The sequence below is a fragment of the Pseudoalteromonas sp. H71 genome (assembly GCF_001468485.1).
Classification (GTDB): Bacteria; Pseudomonadota; Gammaproteobacteria; order Enterobacterales; family Alteromonadaceae; genus Pseudoalteromonas.
This window is the reverse complement of record NZ_LODI01000001.1, coordinates 106,714-128,916: the sequence shown is the minus strand read 5'-3', so window position 1 is coordinate 128,916 and position 22,203 is coordinate 106,714. Positions and strand designations below refer to the sequence as shown.

The following is a 22,203-nucleotide window of genomic DNA, read 5'->3' as shown; positions in this document are numbered from 1 at the left end:
TTTTAGGTTTTGAAGTGAAATTTGATATTGTAAATAACATCAACCAAGTACTAGACCGGTTAAGCGGACTGCAAAATTACGATTTTATATTTATAGATTGGCGAACGTTAAATTTAAATCATGACAGTGCTGCACAGTCTCTTCGTAATGAGCTTAAGTTAAATGCAAAAAACTTATTGTAGTAGCGCCTTGTGAAAATAAAGCACTTAACGAAAGCCTATTAGGGTTTGGTGAAAACACTTATAAAGTACTTATAAAACCAATAATTAAAAGCACATTGCATAACGTGCTTTTACAAATTATGCATATAAAAACACTAAAAAAACCAGAATTATTAGAGAGCTCAAATACACAAAATACACTACAAAAACTGCAATGTTTTCATATTTTATTGGTTGAAGATAACCTACTTAATCAACAAGTAGCAACACAAATACTTCGTAAGAATGGCCTAATTGTTGATATTGCCAATGATGGCTTTGAGGCGTTAGACGCGCTAAAACAAAAAACTTACGATGGGGTGATGATGGATTGCCAAATGCCTAGAATGGATGGCTATACGGCAGCCATAGAAATAAAAAAACAAGCTAAGTTTAAAAACTTACCCATTATTGCAATGACTGCTAATACTAGAGAAACCGATTTATTAAAGGCGCAAGATTGCGGTATGAATGGCTATATTTCAAAACCCATTAAAGTTGAAAGTATGTTTGAGGTAATAGCAAAGTGGGTGTGTATTTAATTTTTGTTTTTAAGTTTTTTTAAGGTTGGTGAGATAATAAAAGCAAGCCTGTAGCTTGCCAAGAAGGGGGGGGGTTGTTTAACTATTAAGCAATTTGTTTTTCAGCTAGGTTGAGTTCCATTGTTGCTTTTAATAAACGGTATAAGTTTATTGATGCGTCAATTTCTTCTTTTCGGTTTGTTAAGCTTTCAATGTTTAAACCTAGTGGCACGTCTAAGTGTGCACAGCTTTTTAAAATTGAATCGAGATTTTCGCGGCAAATACGCACCGATTCACTCAAGGTGTTGTCGGCGTCAAGCATGCGCCATTTAGTCGCCTCTGGTACTGAAATACCTAGCCACTGCATGAACTCTAGGGTTTTTTCACCGCCACATGGTGTAAACGTGAGTATAATACGTTTTGGTGCAACGCCTTGTGCCTTGCAGGTACGCGCGTAACTTGTTATTAAATCAATAGTGGCTTGTGCGTTATAAACTGCTTGCGATATAAAAAACTGACAACCTTGCGTTGTTTTTTCTATTAAGCGTTCGTGTTCATTACGTTTACTTGCATGTCGCTCTGCAATGGTTACGCCTCCTAAAAAGAAGTCATCACTTTGCTTCGCTAATGTTTTATAAGCGTCGGGTAGGCTTAGTTTTATATCACCTACTGACGATGGGCTACCTACTAAAACAACGTTTTTTAAATCAAATTCATTTTTAGTTTCATTTAGCCAATCTTTAAATTCTGCTACACCGCGCTGAGCTACACTTTTATATGTAATTACATCTAGGCGTGATAAATCTTTTAACAACTTACTGTATTCACGCGGATCAACAGTTTGCTTAAATGGAAACGGACGAGCCTGATTAGTACGGCTACTCTCATCTTGAATATCGTAAATAACAACACCGTCGTATTCAATTTCGTGTAAGCGGCCTAATAGTTTTTCTGCAATGGTTTTTAATTGCGCTTCATCAGTGCCTATTTTAGGGGGCGTTGTACCAATAAGATAAACACCTTGATTAGTGTCCTCAATTTTCTCTTGCAGTGATAAAGCCATAATCCTCATTCCAGCTCAATGGTTGATAGAATTAATATAGCAGCCATTTAGACGTCTAGATAGATTTTTTAAGTGAAAGTTTTTCAAGCATCGTGAGGATTATTCATACAAAGATGTTCCTAAATTAAGTGCATGACACAGTTGTTTACATAATAAAGTCGCTGAGGGCTCTTATATTTATTGGCTTTGGGGCATAATTAGCAGTGAAATTGTAAATATTTTGACAACAACTTTGCTCAATTTACTAAAGGACAATTATGAAATTTAAATTATTAGCAACAAGCCTTGCGGTATCACTCGCTTTAACTGGCTGTGCAATGCAAAAAAATGAAATAACGCAAACAGCAAAACAAGAACAAATAAAAAAAGCTGATGACCGTGTTTTTTCACAAGATTACCTTATTAAAGAGCTTGATAATGGCCTTCGAGTCATGGTTGTTAAAACGGATTACCCTGATGTAGTTTCGCTGCAAATACCGGTTTCTGTTGGATCTCGCAACGAAGTTGAGGCGGGCAAGACCGGCTTTGCTCACTTTTTTGAGCATATGGTATTTAAAGGATCTAAAAAATTTCCGCAAGACGAATACACCGCCATATTCAAAAATGCAGGGGTTGATAACCGTGCATACACCACCAACGATTACACTAACTACCATTTAAACTTTTCAAAGCAGCACCTTGATAAAGTACTTGAGATTGAAGCTGATATTTTCCAAAACTTAACCTACACCGAAGAGCAATTTAGAACCGAAGCATTGACGGTAAAAGGTGAGTACTTAAAAAATAACGCCAGCCCGATTCGCAAGTTATTAAGTGCTGTGCGTGCAGAGGCTTTTGAAAAGCATACTTACAAACACACCACAATGGGCTTTTTTGAAGACATAGAAGCCATGCCAGACCAAATGGCTTACGGTAAAGAATTTTTTGATAAATTTTATAAGCCAGAATATGTATCGCTAGTTATTGTGGGTGATGTTGACCCTAAAGCCACTATGGCAATGGTTAAAAAGCACTGGGGTGGTTGGGAAAAAGGCGATTACGTTGCCGATATTAAAGCTGAGCCAAAACAGCAAGCACCTAAATATTTACATGAGCAAAATAAAGCCTTACCAGGGCATTGGTTACTGGTATCGTACAAAGGTGCGCCGTGGGAGCCTGCTAAAAAAGACCGAGCTGCGCTTGATTTAATCTCACAGCTTTATTTTTCAAACAACTCAGATTTATACCAAGAGCTGGTTGTTGATAAACAAATTGCTAGCCAAATGTTTACCTATAATCCAGAAACCAAAGATCCGGGCCTACTGCATGTATTTGTAAAAGTAGAAAACGAAGAAGATTTAGCTAAAGCACGCGATGCAATTAATCGCACTTACGCAAAAGCACGTACAGAATTGGTTGATGCACAAAAATTAAGTGACTTAAAATCTAATCTTAAATATAGCTTTATTAATGGTTTAGATTCGTCGCAAGCAATAGCATCAACGCTTGCGAGTTACATGCATTTTGAGCGCGACCCTGAGGTTATTAACCAGCTTTATAAATCAGCCGACAGCATCACCGCTGAGGATATTAAAGCGGTTGCTAATAAATACTTTGTAGATAACACCCGCACTACAGTGACAATGTCGGCACTTGAGAAAGCACCGGGGTTTGAGCAAGAGGCGAGTTTAAGCGAGGTGGTTGCAAAGCTTGAGCAAGCGCCAGAGGCACCGGCATTTAAAGTGCTTGATAAAACTAATAGCTCGGTGCTGGTTGATGTAAACTTTTTATTCAATACAGGTGCAGCCGCCGAAGGGTAAAAAAGGTGTAGCCGCACTTACCGCCGCTATGCTTGCTCGAGGTGGTTCGCAAAGTACCAGCTACAAGGAAATCCAAAAAGCGCTTTATCCGCTTGCGGGTAGCTTTGGTTACCAAATAGATAAAGAAATGCTGTCGTTCCAGGGGCGTATTCATAAAGATAACGCTGAAACTTGGTATGCACTTATAAGCGAGCAACTACTTAACCCAGGTTTTAGAGACGATGACTTTAAACGCCTTAAAAAAGAAATGATCGACGGTATTAAGTCTGGCTTAAAAGCCTCTAATGATGAAGAGCTAGGTAAAGAAGTACTTTACAGTACGCTTTATAAAGGCCACCCATACGAGAGCTACAACTATGGTGATATTTCAGACTTAGAAGCACTTACTCTTGATGATGTAAAAGCATTTTACAACACAGAGCTTACCCAATCTAAACTAACATTGGGTTTAATTGGCGCTGTGCCTAACGCGCTTAAAGCCGAAATGATGAGCGATTTAGCAACCCTACCTAAAGGCGAGCAAAGCCGTTTAAGTATCCCTGATGCACCAGAACTTAAAGGTCATCATGCTACTATTGTTGAAAAATCGGCGCAATCTACTGCGGTATCGTTTGGTTTCCCTATTGATACTATTCGTAGCAGCGAAGATTGGACAGCACTTTGGCTTGTGCGCTCATACTTTGGTGAGCATCGTAGTTCTAACTCATACTTGTATGAGCGAATTCGTCAAACACGCGGTATGAATTACGGTGATTATTCGTACATAGAATACTTCCCACGTGGTATGTTTCAAACTAAACCAGATGCAAATTTAGGACGCTCTGAGCAAATATTCCAAATTTGGTTGCGCCCGCTGCGCTCTAATAACGATGCACACTTTGCAACGCGTACCGCATTATTTGAGCTAGATAGATTAATTAAAAATGGCATGACCGAAAAAGACTTTGAGGCAACACGTAACTTTTTAATTAACTACGTGCCGCAGCTTGTAGCAAGTCAAAACCGTCAGTTAGGTTATGCATTGGATAGCGAATTTTATAACACAGAATCGTTTGTAAAATACGTGACAAGTAAGCTTGAAAAGCTAACGCTTGGTGATGTGAATCGCGTAATTAAAGATAATCTGCAAACTGATAACGTGCAGTATGTGTTTATTACCGGTGACGGCGAAGACATGAAAAAACGTTTAGCGTCAGAGCAAACCTCGCCAATGGTTTACAACACAGAAAAACCAGCAGAGCTTGTTGCAGAAGATAAAATCATTGCCGATTATAAATTAGCCATTGAGGCTAACAACATCGAAGTAGTAAAAGTGGACAGTGTTTTTAAATAAAACATTAAACGAAAACTACTTGTAGATAATGAAAAGCCCCACATTTGGGGCTTTTTTATAGCATTGAGCCAACCTTTATCCCTAACCCTAAAAGTATTATTGCGCTTGCTATGGCTATTAAAGTAATGTGGCCTCGTCGTTCTTTTGCTTTATATTTCGACATTTTTTGCTACCTTAACTCATTATAAAAAATACAGTGATCATTCCTAATATAAAGCTGATGACTGACGACAATGCTAAAATTGAGGTTATATTTTGTGTGCTTAAAGCTGGATTAACAGTAGAAGAGTTAGTGTCATCTTCAAGTTTAATTAATTCACCTTGACGTACTTCTAATACTGCACATAAAGCCATCGTTGTTTCTTTTGATGCTGCACCTTCTTTCTCTACCCGTTGAATTGTTCGTAAACTAACATCGCAAGCGTCAGCAAGTTGCTGCTGAGTCCAATTTAACTGGCCTCTGAGTGATTTAACAGTTGTAGGATTTAATTGCACGTTAAAGCTTCCCCACAAATAGTTCAATAATGGTTGCAATTGCATAGCCAAACACCGCACCGCCTAGTGCGCAACCAGCAATAAAAAAGAAAGCCTTTTTAGGATCGTCAGGAAGACTGCATTGAATTTGTTTGGCAACGACTTTTGTATCTTTATAAAGTGTGCACTCCATTCGCCCTGTGAGTATGTTGAGCATGTCAAACTTTACTTGGTACTGTGAGCTCTCAAAATCAAAAGAGTGGGTGCTTGTACAATTTATATTGCGCTCTTTACTAAATAAATCATCATTTATAAACACTTCTTCTTTACCGGTAAAGTAACTTCCAAAGCAGGCTATCTGATTATCACCATCTTGAAAGTAAAATTTATAGCCGAGTTTTTTAGTATTTAATATGTCGTTTTTCATCATCGTTATCCTTGTTGAGTTGATGATGCTAATTTAGCGTTTGTTTTTATTTTTTACGCCGTCAGGAGTATGCCAGCAAACAGTTTGGCATATGACACTGTGTATGTCATGTATGTTTAATTACTGATTTTAATATGTTTTATTTACTTTTTGATCTGATTGAAAATTAGTGTTGCTGTCATGTCATTTTTAACTATTGGTTAGGTAAATAAAAAAATTAAAGAAAAGTGCGGATTTATTTTTGTCAAAAAAACGCTAAGTACATATACTTTCTGACAATTATTCTAATAAATCTGAAGGTAAGCGTGCTAGATGATAAATTATTTTTAAAGTTGGTATTGGATACCATGCCAGAACAGGTTGTCGTAATTAATAAAGAAGGAGAAATAGTTTTTATAAATAAGGGATGGCAAAACTTTGGTGAAGAAAATGACTGCTCATGCGGTGCTTGGGAAAAAGAAAATTATTTATTTACCTGTAAAAAAGCAGCAGACAATGGTGACGAAATAGGCTTAAGGGCATTGGAAGGAATTAATGCTGTCATTAACGAGCAGCAAGGCGATTTATATTTAGAATACCCATGTCATAGTGATGATGAAAAACGCTGGTTTATGATGCGTGTTGTACCATTTAAACTTAATACCGATTTTTACTATGTAATTACGCATCAAAATATTACAGAGCGAAAACTCGCTGAAGAAGAAGTTCAGCAACTGGCAAATATTGATGGATTAACCGATATATTTAATCGAGGTTATTTTGATAGCTTTTTAGAGCAAGAGTGGAATAGGTGCAAGCGTTTAAATATGCCCCTTTCATTAGCAATCATTGACTTAGACGATTTTAAATTACTAAACGACACTTATGGTCATCAACAAGGTGATGAGTGTTTAAAGCAAGTTGCGGCAATTCTTGAGCAATATACAAAAAGACCTAGCGATATTTGTGCTCGTTTTGGCGGGGAGGAGTTTGCACTTGTTTATGGCAACACAAGCTCTGAACAAGCAACCACGGTTATTAACGCTATTGTAGAGCAGCTAAAACAGCTTAACATTTGTAACGAACTGTCTTTACCCAGTAAAACACTTACAGTCAGTATTGGTTTGGCAAGTGTTGTTCCTTGTAGTGATTACACGATAGAAAGTATGATTAAAGAGGCTGATGACTTATTGTACAAAGCAAAAGCCACAGGTAAAAACTTATTATGTGTGGCCGATTTAACCGTGGTTGACTAAATGATAAGTTGTTATGAGTTATGCTTTGTTATACCTAATAACCAGAACAAATAACTAAGGCGTTAACACTTAGGCCTTTAAATCCGTTAGACTTGACTAAAGGCTCTTTTTTATATCAATTTAAGGCAGTTCAGTATTATGCGTCATGAAATTTGGCAACAGCTTCGAAGTGAAGCAAATGAAGTCGTCACTCGCGAACCTCTTTTGGCAAGTCACGTGTATTCATGTATTTTGAATCATGAGTGCTTGGGTTCGGCGTTAAGCTTTATTGTTGCTAATAAATTGGCGGATGCAGTTGTATCGGCATTCACTATTCGCGAATTATTCGATCAATCATTTGTAAAATGCGACCGTATGCTGTCTTTTGTTGCAGAAGACATAAAAGCTGTGAAAGATAGAGACCCTGCCGCTGAAACCTACCTCACTGTTATTTTAAACTTAAAGGGTTTTCATGCTATTCAGGCTCACCGATTAGCTAATTGCCTATGGCAACAGAATCGTAAAGAACTAGCGCGCTTTATCCAAAGTCGAACTTCTGAAGTGTTTGGCGTAGATATTCATCCAGCCTGTAAAGTTGGTAAAGGCATCATGTTTGACCACGCAACGGGTATTGTCATCGGTGAAACGGCAGTTATTGAAGATAATGTATCAATACTGCAATCGGTAACGCTTGGTGGTACTGGTAACGAGCAAGGCGACCGTCATCCTAAAATTAGAGCCGGTGTGCTTATTGGTGCAGGTGCTAAGGTGCTGGGTAATATTGAGGTAGGCGAGGGCGCGCGTATTGGCGCAGGGTCAGTCGTTTTAACCGCGGTGCCGCCACATACCACTGCGGTCGGCGTACCGGCTAAAATTATTGGCAGACCGGATTGTCCGTGTCCTGCACAAAGTATGAACCAAAACTTTTTAGCGACACCAGAGCCTGAAAACGAATCCCATACCAGCGCTATGCTTTGACATGTAAGTAGAAAAAAACTTAAGGGAATTAAAATGAACAAGAATAGCTTGTTAACTTTAGGGGTTGGGTTTATTGCTGGTGTAGTTTTGACTTGGGGCTATTTTAACTTAGTCCCAAATGATTTAGAGTCAGCACAGGCACATCAAATTAATACTATTTTGCAAAAAAAACATGCCCAGCAATCTAAAAGCAATGAAGCAACACCAAATAAAGTGATACCAGCTGTTACTGAAGAGGTCGTTAGTTTAGAAAAAAATGAAAATACCACCTCCACCGCTTTAGAACCTCAAGAAATTGATGAGCTCCCCCTAGAAGAACAAGTTACACAACTTAAGCTGCAATTAGCTAAGCAAAAGTCGTTAATGGAAAATGTGGTGAAGCAGTTGCGTGCCCCAAATGATATTGAAGCCGCTTTACAGGCTCAGTTTGATGAACAACAACGTAATGAAGAATGGGCTTATCAAACTGAAACCGCATTGCAGGATTTTTTACTTACCGCAGATTTAACCTCAATGCCTGATATTGTGAGCGCAGAATGTAAGTCATCGGTTTGTAAATTTAAACTAGCAGCGCCAACGGGTAACGATATATTCGATCATACCCATTGGCGAGAGCTTAACGATAAGTTAATGAAGCAAGAGTTTTGGTTACAGTTTAAAAGAACAACCTCCACCTCGAGCGACAGTGAATTAACTCTATTAATGACAACAGAGCTTTAACTGAAAGCGTATTTTATGATGCTGTTGATTTTATTATGCCATCGCCAAGCTCTGTAATTAACACATCGCCTGTTTTAATTTGACCCACCGATTTAACTACTTTCCCCTGTGGCGTTTTAGTGATGCTGTAGCCACGCGCTAGAACATTAAGGGGGCTTACTGAGTCGAGCTTACTTGCTTGTAATGCTAGGCTATTATTGGCTTGCTGTAATTGCTGTTGAATAGCCTGTTTTAACCTTGCTTGTAACTGCGACAGTTGATGCGAAGCCTGCGCTAGCTTTTTATCCGGTGATTGGCGCATTAAGCGCGATGTTAAACTGTTTAGATTACGTTCTTGTTGGTACAAACGCTGCAGCATTGCTTGTTGTAAAGCAATGCTTAGCTCGTCTAATCGTTGCGCTTTTTGATTGAGCTGATTGCGCGGATGGCACAAGTTAAGACGATGCTGTAATTGCGTAGCAAGCGCGCGCTTATCAGCAATATCGTGTTTAAAGGCATTGCTTAAACGGTTAATGAGTTGCGTTACTTTGTTATGTAGCTCTTGCGTGTTAGGGCTTACAAGCTCAGCAGCCGCTGATGGAGTCGCAGCGCGAACATCGGCAACGTAATCGCTGATGGTTGTGTCTATCTCGTGGCCTACCGCACTGACTATGGGTAATTCACTTTGATAAATAGCACGCGCAAGTTGTTCGTGGTTAAAACACCATAAATCTTCAAGTGAACCGCCGCCGCGTCCTAAAATAAGTACGTCTACTTCATTACGTGCATTAGCTAATTCTATTTGATTAATTAAATGCACATGAGCTTCTTTGCCCTGCACCATAGCAGGATAAATGATAACTTCTAATTGCGGCGCACGGCGTTTAAGTACGGTTAAAATATCTTTTATGGCTGCGCCTGTTGCAGAGGTGATTACACCAATACGGTTTATATTTAGCGGTAAAGGCTTTTTATGCGCAGAGCTAAACAGCCCTTCAGCAGCAAGACGCATTTTTAGCGCGTCAAACTCTTGCTTGAGTTGGCCTTCGCCAGCGGGTTCCATATGCTCAACAATAAGCTGGTAATCGCCACGAGGCTCATAAAGTGAGACGCGTGCTCTTACTGTTACTTGTGCGCCGTTTTCTGGGCGGTAACTTTGGCTTCGGTTGTTACCTCGCCACATAGCGGCTTTAATTTGTGCTTTGTCATCTTTTAACGAAAAATACCAATGTCCAGATGCTGGCGCAATAAAATTAGAAATTTCGCCAGTCAGCACTAATGAAGCAAAGCCTTGCTCTAATACTGTTCTGATCTCTCTATTAAGGCGCGAAACGGTATAAACCGTCTGCGAAGGCTTCGAAAACATAAAAAACAACCTAAAACTATTTATGAAGCAAGTTTATCATAAATATTTGCGAAATATTATTTACGAATGCCAACAACGCTGTTAAAATTTGGCCGCAATTCCTTATCTTAGATCCACATGTGAGAAGTTGCCAAAATGCTTAGAATTGCTAAAGAAGCTCTTACCTTTGATGACGTACTTTTAGTACCTAGTCATTCTACTGTTTTGCCACACACGGCAAATATTTCAACTCGCTTAACGCGTGGTATCAAACTTAACTTGCCGCTTATTTCAGCATCTATGGATACTGTTACAGAAGCTCGTTTAGCTATTGCCCTTGCGCAAGAAGGTGGTCTTGGTTTTATTCATAAAAACATGACTATTGAAGAACAAGCGAAAAACGTACGTAAAGTTAAAACCTACGAAGCGGGTATAGTGTCTTACCCGGTAACAGTGACTGCTGATTTAACAATTGCAGATGCTATGGACCTTGCCGAAGAAAAAGGGTTTTCAGGCTTTCCAGTTACCGACCCAGAAAACACCTTAGTAGGCATTGTTACGAGTCGCGATATGCGTTTTGAAACAAAACTTGAACAGCCAATTTCGACTGTTATGACTAAAAAAGAAAAGCTTGTTACCGTTAAGGAAGGCGCAGCTCGCGAAGAAATTTTAGGCTTAATGCATGAGCATCGTATTGAGAAGATTTTAGTGGTTGATGATGCGTTTAAACTTAAAGGCATGATCACAGTAAAAGATTACCAAAAAGCGCAAGATAAACCACATGCATGTAAAGACGAGTTAGGTCGTTTACGCGTAGGTGCTGCTGTAGGTGTTGGCGCCGGTACTGATGAGCGTATTGCTGCATTAGTTGAAGCGGGTGTTGATGTATTACTTATTGATACTTCTCATGGCCACTCTCAAGGCGTAATTGACCGTGTATCGCAAACTCGTCAAGCTTATCCAGATCTTCAAATTGTAGCGGGTAATGTTGCAACTGCTGAAGGAGCAATAGCGCTTGCTGATGCAGGTGTTGATGCAGTAAAAGTAGGTATCGGCCCAGGTTCAATTTGTACAACGCGTATTGTTACTGGTTGTGGTGTACCACAAATTACGGCTATTTCTGATGCAGTTGATGGTTTAAAAGGTCGCGACATTCCAGTAATTGCTGATGGCGGTATTCGTTTCTCAGGTGACATCGTAAAAGCGCTTGTTGCAGGTGCTTCGTGTGTGATGGTGGGCTCAATGCTTGCTGGTACTGAAGAGGCGCCTGGTGAAGTAGAACTATACCAAGGGCGTTACTACAAATCATACCGTGGTATGGGGAGCTTAGGCGCGATGGACCAAAAAGAAGGTTCATCNCGGATCGTTACTTCCAAAAATCAAATGAAGCAGACAAGTTGGTACCTGAAGGTATTGAAGGTCGCGTAGCTTATAAAGGGCCAATTGCGACTATTATTCACCAGCAGGTAGGCGGTCTTCGTAGTGCAATGGGCTTAACGGGTTGTGCAACTATTGAAGAGCTTAATACAAAACCTCAGTTTGTACGTGTTACATCTGCAGGTATGGGTGAGTCGCACGTACATGATGTGCAAATTACCAAAGAAGCACCAAATTACCGCTTAGGTTAAGCGCGTAATTAATAATTTATTGGGCTTGCTTTGCAAGCCCTCTTTTTAGTCGTTTATATAAATACCAATTGCATTAATAAAGTGGTCAATTATTGCGACAGATAAATGGCTCAATAACGAGGCAAAAATTTCGATTTTTAGTTTCTCCTAAATAAGAAGTTTTTAACGTGGTTAGTGAGTTATTTAGCCTGCAAGAATTAGTAATGTTTAATAAAATTGGTATTCAAAGCGGCATTTAGCATTAGCATCTACTTTACGAGATACTCCATGAGCAAAGATATTCACGATTCACGAATTCTCATTTTAGACTTTGGTTCACAATACACGCAATTAATCGCGCGCCGTATACGCGAAATTGGTGTTTACTGTGAGCTGTGGGCATGGGATGTGACTGAAGAGCAAATCCGCGAGTTTAACCCACAAGGTATCATTCTTTCTGGTGGCCCAGAATCAACAACACTTGAAAACAGCCCGCGCGCTCCTGAGTATGTGTTTAATGCAGGCGTTCCTGTATTAGGCATTTGTTACGGTATGCAAACAATGGCAACTCAACTTGGTGGCAGCGTTCACAGCTCTGACAAAAAAGAATTTGGTTACGCGCAAGTTGAAAAGGTCGGCAATTGTGCATTGTTTGATGCAATTGAAGATCATATTACCGATGGCGGCAACGGCGTTTTAGACGTATGGATGAGCCATGGCGATAAAGTTATGGAAGTACCAGCAAGCTTTAGCACAACAGCTAAAACACCAACGTGTCCGCATGCTGCTATGTCTAATGAAGAAAAACGTTTTTACGGCGTACAGTTTCACCCAGAAGTAACGCACACTCATCAAGGGCAACGTTTACTAGAGCGCTTTGCAATTGATATTTGTGGTTGTGAAAAACTGTGGACTCCAGCAAAAATTATTGATGATGCCATTGAGCGTATCAAAGACACTGTTGGCGATGATGAAGTTATTTTAGGCTTATCAGGTGGTGTTGATTCATCGGTTGTGGCTATGCTTATTCATCGTGCTATTGGTGAGCGACTAACCTGTGTATTTGTTGATAACGGGCTGCTTCGTTTAAACGAAGGTCAGCAAGTAATGGATATGTTTGGCAATAAATTTGGCTTAAACATTGTAAAAGTAGATGCTGAAGATCAGTTTTTAAATGATTTAGCTGGTAAATCAGATCCAGAAGATAAACGTAAGGCTATTGGCCACACGTTTATTAATGTATTTGATGAGCAAGCTAAAAAGCTTAAAAACGCAAAATGGTTAGGTCAAGGTACTATTTACCCTGACGTAATTGAATCAGCAGCTTCAGCGACTGGTAAAGCGCACGTTATTAAATCTCACCACAATGTGGGCGGATTACCAGATGACATGAAAATGGGCCTAGTTGAGCCACTTCGTGAGTTATTTAAAGATGAAGTACGTAAAATTGGTTTAGAGCTAGGTTTACCGTACGACATGCTTTACCGCCACCCGTTCCCTGGACCAGGTTTAGGTGTACGTGTACTAGGTGAAATTAAAAAAGAGTACTGTGATTTATTACGCCGTGCTGATGCTATCTTCATTGAAGAGCTACACAAAGCCGAGCTTTACCATAAAGTTAGCCAAGCGTTTACCGTGTTCTTACCGGTTAAATCGGTAGGGGTTATGGGTGATGCACGTAAATACGATTGGGTTGTTTCACTTCGTTGTGTTGAAACTATCGACTTTATGACTGCGCGTTGGTCACATTTACCCTATGAGTTTTTAGGTGTGGTTTCTAACCGTATCATTAACGAGATAGATGGTATTTCACGTGTAGTTTACGATATTTCAGGTAAGCCACCTGCAACTATTGAATGGGAATAACTTACCCTGCATTAAGTTTGGTAAATTAAACTGATAAAAAACGGTGAATTAGCATGCTAATTCACCGTTTTGCTTATTAAAAAAGCAGTTGAACTAAATGTGTGATTTTTCTCTTTACCTTTAGCGAAACTTCTCTATAATTCGTCGTCATTGCAGGGGCGTAGTTCCAATTGGTAGAACAGCGGTCTCCAAAACCGACGGTTGGGAGTTCGAATCTCTCCGCCCCTGCCATTTCTTCTTTACATCGTATTTATTAATTCTTATATTATCTTACTTACTAATTTCATCGAGTCGTTATGCATTCACGGTACGCAGCTGTTTTTGGTATTGAAAACCTCGAACTAAATACTCATTTTTTACCTGCCAGCTCTGAAAATCCTATAAGTAATGTGGAAAATGAATTAACACCTGTTTTATTTGAATCCCTTGAGCTTTCTAGCTCATTACTTGCAGATATTCATCGTGCAGCAGTGCCTGTAGCTATAAATAGCGTGGTTAAAGGTGAGCACATGCAATTAACGGGTGATCAGCTCGAATTACCATCCTCACAACTTAACGCAACCCAAAAACGGGCTTTGTGGGCTTTAATAAGTGAACACCTTGATAAACTTTAAACCTGTAAATAACGATGCTGTAGAGATGCTGATGGCTATCGAAAAGGCATGCCACAGTCATCCTTGGACTTTAAAAACAATGAGTTCATGTATTGGTGGACGTTATTTTAATTTAGCCGCCTTTGATGGTGATGTACTCGTTGGTTTTTACATTGGTGAAAAAGCGGGGCCTGATTTTACGCTTATGGATATATGCGTGACGCCCGAGCATCAAGGTAAGGGGATTGCTAAGCAGCTATTGAGTAAATTTATAGAGCACGGTGAACAGCAAAATGCAGAGAATTTATTTTTAGAAGTACGCGAGTCAAATACACGCGCAATTAAGCTTTATGAGCAGGCCGGATTTATAGAGATGTCGGTACGAAAGAATTATTACCCAAGTGACGATGCAACTAAAAACGGCTTTGAAGATGCCATTTTAATGGGTATGGCATTAAGCTTAGGGTTTATGTGATATTTAGTTGCGTGCAGCTAACGGTTTTATTTTGAGTTAATTGCCTGCTGTATTGCCACTATTACTGAGTTTATAATTTCATCTCTTTGTGATTTATCGTTACTTTTTAGGTTTTCTTCAAGGTCGCCTGCGCTTTTGTAAATAGCATCAAAGTTAAAACATCCTGCGCTGCCTTTAACACTATGTGCTACTGCTTTTAGGCTTTCCCAATCTTGCGTGTGATGCAACGTTTTTATTTGCTTCAAATAATCAGGTAAATTAGCTAAGTAATTATTAGATATTTGCTGAAATTTTTCACTTTTCAACAAATCATCCCACTTATTTTGATTATCTTTTTCAAGATGCAAGTAGCTAACAAGTACGTTTTCGAGCGCATCTTTGTCTATTGGTTTTCCTAGAGCTTTGTCGCAGCCAGCCTCAATATAGGTGCCAATATCGTGATTCATTACGTTTGCGGTAAGCGCAATAATAGGACCGTCGTACGCAGCATGTCGCAGCATTTTAGTGGCTTCAAGCCCACCCATAACAGGCATTTGCATATCCATAATAATTAGCTGATAGTCGTTTACTAGTGCCATTTCTACGGCTTGTGCACCATTATTTGCTATATCAGGCTCAAGCCCCCAAGTTTGCAAAAGCAACTTAATGAGTAACTGATTATCTGGGTTATCTTCGGCTACCAAAATATTTGCGTCAAAGCTGTTAGTAGCAAATGATAAAAGAGGGTCTTTTTCAGGAGTTAATTGTGAATGCTCTTCAAGGAGCTCAAGCGCTGGTGTTTTGCCTGTTAAGTGGCAAGCAGCACTAATAGAAAATTTACTTCCTTCGCCGACTTCGCTTTCTAGTTTTATGTTGCCGCCAAGTAATTGTGCAAGGTTTTTAGATATGCATAATCCTAATCCTGTACCACCAAAGCGTCGCGTGGTTGTCGCATCTGCTTGTTCAAATGGCTTAAATACACGAGAAATTTGATGCTCAGACATACCAATACCGGTATCGGTGATTACAAATTCAATAAGGTTGCTTTTAGCATGATAATGTACACAAATAGTGACATGCCCTTGCTCTGTAAATTTAACAGCGTTGTTTGCTACATTGATTAAAATTTGCTTTAAGCGTGTTACATCCGTGTATATAGTTTGCGGTATTGGTAAGTCAAAAATAATATTAAGTTCTAAACGCTTTTCTTGAGCCAACGGCGTTATGATTGATTCAATATCATGAATTAACTGTACAACGCTCACTGAGGTTTGCTCGACAGCTAACTTTTCAGCCTCAATTTTAGATAAATCCAAAATATTGTTAATTAGTTCAAGTAAGTGCTTTGAATTTCGTAAAATAGTACTTAAATGTTGTTTGTCGTTTACTATTTTATCGTTATGTAGCAACTGCTCCGTAAAGCCCATAATAGCGGTGAGAGGGGTTCGAATTTCATGGCTCATGTTTGCTAAAAAACGGCTTTTAAGTTGGTTAGCTTGCTCTGCTTGAGTAATAGCGAGTTCAAGTTGGCTGTTCATTGACTCAAGCGCTTGAGTTCGGCTTTCTACCTTGTCTTCTAGATGGTGTTTGTATTCTTCGAGCTGTTGCTGATAATGCCTAATTTGATTAACCATGTGATTAAAGTCGTTAAACAATATTCCCACTTCGTCATCGGTATGAGCAGGTAAGCTTACCGCTAAGTCTCCGTCACCGACTCTGTGGCTGGCTGCACCTAATAGCTCTATTGGGTTTAACAATAAGTTACGTACAACAACAAATATTAAAATGGGTAACGAGATCACTGAAATAATAACAATCAGACCTGTAATTAAACTAATTGCCTTGCCCGACTGGTGAAGCACCGCTTTGGGGATCGTTGATACGTAATAGTAACCACCGCTCATTTGTACGGCAAAAATCATACGTTCTATTTTATCTATACTCGACAGCTCAATAGTAGAAAGTGTGCCGATGTCAGCTAAATCATGAACCTTGTTAAGTTCGTATTCGCTAATATATTGGCCACGTAAATTATAGTTAGAGCTAAATAATATTTTACCGTCTTTGGTCAGTAACAAATTAAGCGTGTTGTTATAGGGCGCTTCTAAAATACTGGTATTTAAAATTGAAGGTTCAACATTTACAACAATAAAGCCCAGTTGTTGAGGACGCTTTAGGTAATAACCCACGCTGTCGATTCGCTGAACAAAATATAAGCTAGTGGTGCCGTCGGGTTTTTGAACCATAAACTGCTGTTGGCTTAAATTACTTTGTATAACCTGATTAAAAAAGGGGTAGTTTTTAGGCGCTATCGTTAAATTATTTGAATGATAGGCGTCACTTTTACCGCTAGCCGACACTAAATTTATGCTAATAATATCAGGGTAGGCTTCATTATAACTGGCAAATACATCCATTAGAGCGCCAAGCCTACGTGTATAATTTCCGTCTGAAAGGGCGTCATTGGCTAAAAAGTCGTTAAGTACCGGAGAACGAGAAAGTAACTTAGTCGTAGAGTGAAAAGAGTCTATATAGTTAAACGCTTTTTGTTGCTGCTGCTCAACAAAGCGGCTCATGATCAAATCAGCTTGTTTTTGAGTTGAGTTCGTTACATTAGTTAACGTAAAGCCACCTAAAAATAGCAGGGGCAATATAACAAGCGGGGTTATATACCATAATAATCTAATGCTTAACTTACTGGTTTTCATTAACTAACTAATATCCTTTACGCAATCTTTTTATAGTATGCGTTACAAGTTTATTAAACAAGCCTACGATTTGCTCATCGTTAAAATATACACTTTAATTAGAGATATACGCTCCAATAAACAGAGGTTTTAATTACTTAATTAGTCGATAGTTTGTATTTAGGCAGTGTCTTTTTACAAACAAAATGGCTTAAGCTTAAATATTAATAAAAAAGATCAGTTAATAACTAACCATTGATTGTTTAAAGGGTCAAGATCAGCGAAAATAGTCTTCAATTACGATTAACATAACGGATCGCAAATGAGGCGCTAATTTGCTCTTTGTTTTGGTGTGTTGAGGTTTCGAGGTTTAGTTATTTTAGCCTTTAAACGTCTGCACACTTCATAGTGACATTATCCGTATTTAAACTATAAGAACTTTTTAATGGCAGACCAAAATCTCCTTAGCGAAATAAGTAAACGACGTACCTTCGCAATCATCTCGCATCCGGATGCGGGTAAAACCACCATCACCGAAAAAGTACTATTGTTCGGACAAGCGATTCAAAAAGCCGGCACTGTAAAAGGCCGTGGCTCTAATCAGCATGCAAAGTCTGATTGGATGGAAATGGAAAAAGAGCGTGGTATATCGGTTACGACCTCTGTAATGCAATTTCCGTATAACAATGCGCTGGTTAATTTACTTGATACTCCTGGACACGAAGACTTTTCAGAAGATACTTACCGTACGCTGACTGCGGTAGATTCGTGCTTAATGGTTATTGATGCCGCAAAAGGTGTAGAAGAACGTACTCGTAAACTGATGGAAGTTACGCGCCTACGTACTACCCCTATTGTTACCTTTATGAATAAGTGTGACCGTGATATTCGTGACCCAATGGAGCTCCTTGATGAAGTAGAAACAGAGCTAAACATTGCCTGTGCGCCTATTACGTGGCCAATTGGTTGTGGTAAAGAGTTTAAAGGTGTTTACCATATTCATAACGACGAAGCGGTTTTATATAAAACAGGCCAAGGCCATACTATTCAAGAAGTACGTACAGTAAAAGGCCTTGATAACCCAGAGCTTGATACTGCTATTGGTGAAGAACTCGCTGAGCAACTACGTGAAGAGTTAGAGCTTGTAATTGGTGCTTCAAACGAATTTGATCTTGAACTATTTTTAGCGGGTGAACTTTCGCCAGTGTACTTTGGTACAGCCCTAGGTAACTTTGGTGTTGACCACGTGCTTGATGGTTTAACGCAGTGGGCGCCTACGCCATTACCGCGTGAAACAGAAGACCGCCAAGTCGTCGCATCAGAAGAAAACTTTACTGGTTTTGTGTTTAAAATTCAGGCCAACATGGACCCTAAACACCGTGACCGTATTGCCTTTATGCGTATTGTGTCGGGTAAATACAGCCAAGGCATGAAAATGAACCATGTACGCCTTGGTAAACAGGTCAGTATTTCTGATGCGGTAACGTTTATGGCGGGCGATCGTGAGCGTGCAGCAGATGCATTCGCGGGCGACATTATAGGCCTACATAACCACGGTACAATTCAAATTGGCGATACCTTTACGCAAGGCGAAAAGCTTAAATTTAGCGGTATTCCTAACTTTGCGCCTGAACTGTTTCGTCGCATTCGTTTGCGCGATCCGCTTAAGCAAAAGCAGCTATTAAAAGGTTTAGTGCAGCTTTCTGAAGAAGGTGCAGTACAAGTATTTAGACCGCTGATTAATAACGACTTAATTGTAGGCGCGGTAGGTGTACTACAGTTTGATGTAGTTGTAGCGCGCTTAAAAGCTGAGTACAACGTAGATGCTATTTACGAAGGTGTAAACGTCAATACAGCGCGCTGGGTAAGCTCAACTGACGTTAAAAAGTTTGAAGAGTTTAAACGTAAGTGCGAAAGCAACTTAGCACTTGATGGTGGCGATAACCTAACTTACATAGCACCGAGCCGTGTAAACCTTAATTTATCAACAGAGCGTTACCCAGAAGTAACCTTTAACCATACGCGCGAAAACTAAAATCAACTGACTACAGTCAACTGAAAGCCTGCTTAGGCGGGCTTACAAAGGTAAATAATATAATGAACATTCGTACTATTTTAGTAGAAAAAGCCATTGCAGCTATGACCGCAGCAGGCCTACCTGAAGATACAAACCCAGCGGTTACACAAAGCACACGCCCACAGTTTGGTGATTACCAAATTAATGGTGCAATGGGCGCCGCTAAAAAAATGAAAAGCAACCCACGTGAGCTTGCGAAAAAAATTATTGATAACCTAGATGTAAGCGACATTGCTGAAAAAACAGAAATTGCTGGCCCTGGTTTTATAAATATTCATTTAAAGCCTGAGTTTTTAGCCAAAAGCGTAGAAGCGGCTAACAGAGATGCAAAGCTTGCCGTAAACGAGCACGCTAACCCGCAAACTGTTGTGGTAGATTACTCATCGCCAAACCTTGCAAAAGAAATGCACGTAGGCCATTTACGTTCAACCATTATTGGTGATGCCATTGTACGCGCACTAGAATTTAGAGGCGATAAAGTCATTCGTCAAAACCACATGGGCGATTGGGGCACACAATTTGGTATGCTGATTGCGCATTTAGAAGATCAAATTAGCCAAGGCGTAGACTTAGAGTCGGTAGCGCTTGCTGATTTAGAAACGTTTTACCGCGACGCTAAAAAACGCTTTGACGATGAAGAAGGCTTTGCAGATAAAGCCCGTGATTACGTCGTTAAACTACAAGGCGGCGATGCGCACTGTGAAAAGCTATGGAAGCTATTTATAGCAACCTCTGTTAAGCACTCTGAAGAAGTTTACAAACGTCTAAATGTAACGCTTACTCAAGCTGATATTATGGCTGAAAGTGCCTACAACAGCGAGCTTAACGATATTATTAGCTTATTAAAAGATAAAAACATTGCAGTAGAGTCGCAAGGCGCACAAGTGGTGTTTTTAGATCAGCTTGCAAATAAAGACGGCGAGCCATCTGCGTTTATCGTGCAAAAATCAGGCGGTGGCTTTTTATATGCAACCACCGATTTAGCCGCGTGTGATTACCGCTCAAATAAATTGGGTGCTGAACGTATTTTAATATTTGTTGATGCGCGCCAGAGCCTTCACTTTAACCAAGTAGAGCTTACAGCACGTAAAGCAGGCCTTTTACGCGATGAAACAAGCTACGAGTTTTGCCCGTTTGGCACCATGATGGGCGCCAAATTGCGCGTAAAGTAGGTATTGGCGCAGTTAAATATGCTGATCTTTCTAAGCACCGTACCAGTGATTACATATTTAACTGGGACAGCATGTTANGCGCCAGAGCCTTCACTTTAACCAAGTAGAGCTTACAGCACGTAAAGCAGGCCTTTTACGCGATGAAACAAGCTACGAGTTTTGCCCGTTTGGCATCATGATCGCAGCGAAATTGCGCGTAAAGTAGGTATTGGCGCAGTTAAATATGCTGATCTTTCTAAGCACCGTACCAGTGATTACATATTTAACTGGGACAGCATGTTAAGCTTTGAAGGCGCTACAGCACCTTACTTACAATATGCTTATACTCGCGTACGTAGTATTTTCCGTAAATCAGGTGTCGATGCCGCTTCGCTAAATGCTGATGTAGCCATCGCTGAGCCGCAAGAAAAAGCACTCGCACTTAAACTACTTCAGCTTGAAGAAGTGCTTGATTTAATGATCTCTGAGGCCACTCCGCACGTATTATGTGGTTACTTATACGAGCTAGCCAGCTTATACATGACATTCTACGAAGCTTGCCCAGTACTTAAAGAAGGCGTAGAGCCAAGCGTTCGTGACAGCCGTTTAGTGTTGTGTAATTTGGTGGCAGATACGTTAAAAATAGGATTGGATTTGTTAGGCATTGAAGTTATGGAGCAAATGTAATCACCGTCGTATTTTAACCTAATACTGCGTTATCCACCCCGACTTACCCTAATTACATACAAACCGTATGCTCATAGGGATAAGTAGGGTTGGATGCCTTGTCTTAGGCTAAGCTACTTAGGTGAACGTCTGCTGTGTGAAGTTCACTTTATCAGCACTTCTACACTTGCAGGTGATTTTAGGCTTTACTTGACGAGCTCTTGTAAGTTAATCAATTTTGTAGCTGATAGCTGATAGCTGATAGCACCGTAGGTTGGGTAGAGTGAAACGAAACCCAACACTAAACTAACATTAAACAAAACACTTTTATTTTTGTTCTTATAACGATTAATTGCCTGACCTTACTTACCCACATACGCTTTAATAAACAGAGAAGGATTTGTTTATGAAACTCGAAGATATCCGCCGTGAATACCTACAAGACGCGCTAAGCGAAGATACGTTGCAAGATGACCCATTTAAACAATTTGAAACGTGGCTTGAGCATGCAGTGGATAGTAATATTCCAGACCCAACGGCCATGGTTGTGGCAACGGTTGATGAAACAGGGCAGCCTTCGCAGCGTATTGTGCTGTTAAAACACCTTGATGATAATGGGTTTGTGTTTTTTACTAATACGGGCTCTCGTAAAGCACAAGAGCTAAAAAGTAATAATAAAATATCGTTGCATTTTCCGTGGCACCACATGGAGCGCCAAGTAATTGTGTACGGCGAGGCTAAACCGCTGCCTACATCTGCCGTGGCAAAATACTTTTTATCGCGCCCTAAAGAAAGCCAATTAGCCGCATGGGCTTCAGCACAAAGCAGGCCCGTGTCGTCGCGAAAAGTACTTATGGAAACCTTTGCGAATATGAAAAGCAAGTTTGCCAAAGGTGAAATCCCATTGCCAGACTTTTGGGGGGGGTACTGTGTAGTGCCTACTAAAATTGAGTTTTGGCAAGGCGGCGCTCACCGTCTACACGACCGCTTTATGTACCAGCGCCAGGATGATAATAGCTGGCAAATAACACGCTTAAACCCTTAAGCGG

The 22,203-nt window shown here is 40.0% G+C and carries 16 protein-coding genes, 1 tRNA gene and 4 pseudogenes; 16 read left to right on the top strand and 5 right to left on the bottom strand.

Features of this window, described 5'->3' with window-relative positions; translation table 11 throughout:
* Positions 1-14 precede the first annotated feature (14 nt).
* Together ATS71_RS18745 and ATS71_RS18740 are read left to right on the top strand one after the other, a co-directional pair.
* A complete protein-coding gene (locus ATS71_RS18745) occupies positions 15-182 on the top strand; it encodes a hypothetical protein (RefSeq protein WP_235591385.1) in 168 nt (55 codons plus the stop codon).
* 119 nt (positions 183-301) lie between these two features.
* A complete protein-coding gene (locus ATS71_RS18740) occupies positions 302-742 on the top strand; it encodes a response regulator (RefSeq protein ID WP_235591384.1) in 441 nt (146 codons plus the stop codon).
* A gap of 85 nt (positions 743-827) precedes the next feature.
* Here ATS71_RS18740 and ATS71_RS00575 read toward each other — a convergent pair whose 3' ends face one another.
* Positions 828-1,784, bottom strand: coding sequence for a methylenetetrahydrofolate reductase (locus ATS71_RS00575; RefSeq protein WP_058403063.1), 957 nt, complete (start codon positions 1,782-1,784; stop codon positions 828-830).
* A 257-nt stretch (positions 1,785-2,041) separates the two neighbouring features.
* On the opposite strand from ATS71_RS00575, the pseudogene ATS71_RS00570 reads away from it, so the two are divergent.
* Positions 2,042-4,916: pseudogene (locus tag ATS71_RS00570) on the top strand (M16 family metallopeptidase).
* A gap of 174 nt (positions 4,917-5,090) precedes the next feature.
* Here the strand turns inward: ATS71_RS00570 and ATS71_RS00565 are convergent.
* Together ATS71_RS00565 and ATS71_RS00560 are read right to left on the bottom strand one after the other, a co-directional pair.
* The gene (locus ATS71_RS00565) at positions 5,091-5,411 is read right to left on the bottom strand and encodes a helix-turn-helix domain-containing protein (protein ID WP_058403062.1); all 321 of its coding nucleotides are present in this window, start codon (positions 5,409-5,411) and stop codon (positions 5,091-5,093) included.
* Position 5,412: 1 nt separating this feature from the next.
* Positions 5,413-5,820, bottom strand: a complete 408-nt coding sequence (locus ATS71_RS00560) for a hypothetical protein (protein WP_058403061.1) — start codon at positions 5,818-5,820, stop codon at positions 5,413-5,415.
* Between the two features lie 302 nt (positions 5,821-6,122).
* Here ATS71_RS00560 and ATS71_RS00555 point away from each other — a divergent pair, with 302 nt between their 5' ends.
* From ATS71_RS00555 to ATS71_RS00545, 3 genes are all read left to right on the top strand, one after another.
* A complete protein-coding gene (locus tag ATS71_RS00555) occupies positions 6,123-7,052 on the top strand; it encodes a sensor domain-containing diguanylate cyclase (RefSeq protein ID WP_058403060.1) in 930 nt (309 codons plus the stop codon).
* A gap of 138 nt (positions 7,053-7,190) precedes the next feature.
* On the top strand, positions 7,191-8,009 hold the full coding sequence (cysE, locus tag ATS71_RS00550) for a serine O-acetyltransferase (protein ID WP_058403059.1): 819 nt from the start codon (positions 7,191-7,193) through the stop codon (positions 8,007-8,009).
* A 33-nt stretch (positions 8,010-8,042) separates the two neighbouring features.
* Positions 8,043-8,729 (top strand): hypothetical protein, encoded by a 687-nt coding sequence (locus ATS71_RS00545; RefSeq protein WP_058403058.1) that lies wholly within the window; start codon positions 8,043-8,045, stop codon positions 8,727-8,729.
* Between the two features lie 13 nt (positions 8,730-8,742).
* On the opposite strand, the gene xseA is transcribed toward ATS71_RS00545, so the two are convergent.
* On the bottom strand, positions 8,743-10,074 hold the full coding sequence (gene xseA, locus ATS71_RS00540; RefSeq protein ID WP_058403057.1) for an exodeoxyribonuclease VII large subunit: 1,332 nt from the start codon (positions 10,072-10,074) through the stop codon (positions 8,743-8,745).
* A gap of 135 nt (positions 10,075-10,209) precedes the next feature.
* On the opposite strand from xseA, the pseudogene guaB reads away from it, so the two are divergent.
* The 6 genes and pseudogenes from guaB to rimI all read left to right on the top strand — a co-directional run.
* Positions 10,210-11,411: pseudogene (gene guaB, locus ATS71_RS00535) on the top strand (IMP dehydrogenase); the annotation flags it as partial.
* A 1-nt stretch (position 11,412) separates the two neighbouring features.
* Positions 11,413-11,681 (top strand): IMP dehydrogenase (locus tag ATS71_RS18735; RefSeq protein ID WP_235591383.1); only part of this gene is annotated, 269 nt, incomplete at its 5' end.
* Positions 11,682-11,948: 267 nt separating this feature from the next.
* Positions 11,949-13,526 carry a glutamine-hydrolyzing GMP synthase gene (gene guaA / locus ATS71_RS00530; RefSeq protein ID WP_058403056.1) on the top strand — a complete coding sequence of 526 codons (1,578 nt, stop codon included), beginning with the start codon at positions 11,949-11,951 and terminating at the stop codon, positions 13,524-13,526.
* 154 nt (positions 13,527-13,680) lie between these two features.
* Positions 13,681-13,757, top strand: a tRNA-Trp gene (locus ATS71_RS00525).
* A gap of 65 nt (positions 13,758-13,822) precedes the next feature.
* The gene (locus ATS71_RS00520; protein ID WP_058403055.1) at positions 13,823-14,140 is read left to right on the top strand and encodes a hypothetical protein; all 318 of its coding nucleotides are present in this window, start codon (positions 13,823-13,825) and stop codon (positions 14,138-14,140) included.
* Positions 14,127-14,594, top strand: a complete 468-nt coding sequence (gene rimI, locus ATS71_RS00515) for a ribosomal protein S18-alanine N-acetyltransferase (protein WP_058403054.1) — start codon at positions 14,127-14,129, stop codon at positions 14,592-14,594. Before ATS71_RS00520 ends, rimI begins: the two co-directional genes overlap by 14 nt.
* 26 nt (positions 14,595-14,620) lie before the next feature.
* On the opposite strand, the gene ATS71_RS00510 is transcribed toward rimI, so the two are convergent.
* Positions 14,621-17,281 (bottom strand): ATP-binding protein, encoded by a 2,661-nt coding sequence (locus ATS71_RS00510; RefSeq protein ID WP_058403053.1) that lies wholly within the window; start codon positions 17,279-17,281, stop codon positions 14,621-14,623.
* 424 nt (positions 17,282-17,705) lie between these two features.
* Here ATS71_RS00510 and prfC point away from each other — a divergent pair, with 424 nt between their 5' ends.
* From prfC to pdxH, 4 genes and pseudogenes are all read left to right on the top strand, one after another.
* On the top strand, positions 17,706-19,295 hold the full coding sequence (gene prfC, locus ATS71_RS00505; RefSeq protein WP_058403052.1) for a peptide chain release factor 3: 1,590 nt from the start codon (positions 17,706-17,708) through the stop codon (positions 19,293-19,295).
* Between the two features lie 62 nt (positions 19,296-19,357).
* A pseudogene (gene argS, locus ATS71_RS00500) lies at positions 19,358-20,586 on the top strand (arginine--tRNA ligase); the annotation flags it as partial.
* Position 20,587: 1 nt separating this feature from the next.
* A pseudogene (argS, locus tag ATS71_RS18360) lies at positions 20,588-21,175 on the top strand (arginine--tRNA ligase domain-containing protein); the annotation flags it as partial.
* 385 nt (positions 21,176-21,560) lie between these two features.
* Entirely contained in the window at positions 21,561-22,199 is a 639-nt protein-coding gene (gene pdxH, locus ATS71_RS00495) for a pyridoxamine 5'-phosphate oxidase (RefSeq protein WP_058403051.1), read from the top strand.
* The last annotated feature ends 4 nt before the right edge of the window (positions 22,200-22,203 follow it).

What these genes read in the sequence shown, in the direction of transcription:
- ATS71_RS18740 (WP_235591384.1), top strand. Translation starts at nt 302, where the DNA reads ATGCATATAAAAACACTAAAAAAACCAGAATTATTAGAGAGCTCAAAT.
- ATS71_RS00575 (WP_058403063.1), bottom strand. Translation starts at nt 1,784, where the DNA reads ATGGCTTTATCACTGCAAGAGAAAATTGAGGACACTAATCAAGGTGTT.
- ATS71_RS00560 (WP_058403061.1), bottom strand. Translation starts at nt 5,820, where the DNA reads ATGATGAAAAACGACATATTAAATACTAAAAAACTCGGCTATAAATTT.
- cysE (WP_058403059.1), top strand. Translation starts at nt 7,191, where the DNA reads ATGCGTCATGAAATTTGGCAACAGCTTCGAAGTGAAGCAAATGAAGTC.
- ATS71_RS00545 (WP_058403058.1), top strand. Translation starts at nt 8,043, where the DNA reads ATGAACAAGAATAGCTTGTTAACTTTAGGGGTTGGGTTTATTGCTGGT.
- xseA (WP_058403057.1), bottom strand. Translation starts at nt 10,074, where the DNA reads ATGTTTTCGAAGCCTTCGCAGACGGTTTATACCGTTTCGCGCCTTAAT.
- guaA (WP_058403056.1), top strand. Translation starts at nt 11,949, where the DNA reads ATGAGCAAAGATATTCACGATTCACGAATTCTCATTTTAGACTTTGGT.
- ATS71_RS00520 (WP_058403055.1), top strand. Translation starts at nt 13,823, where the DNA reads ATGCATTCACGGTACGCAGCTGTTTTTGGTATTGAAAACCTCGAACTA.
- ATS71_RS00510 (WP_058403053.1), bottom strand. Translation starts at nt 17,281, where the DNA reads ATGAAAACCAGTAAGTTAAGCATTAGATTATTATGGTATATAACCCCG.
- prfC (WP_058403052.1), top strand. Translation starts at nt 17,706, where the DNA reads ATGGCAGACCAAAATCTCCTTAGCGAAATAAGTAAACGACGTACCTTC.
- pdxH (WP_058403051.1), top strand. Translation starts at nt 21,561, where the DNA reads ATGAAACTCGAAGATATCCGCCGTGAATACCTACAAGACGCGCTAAGC.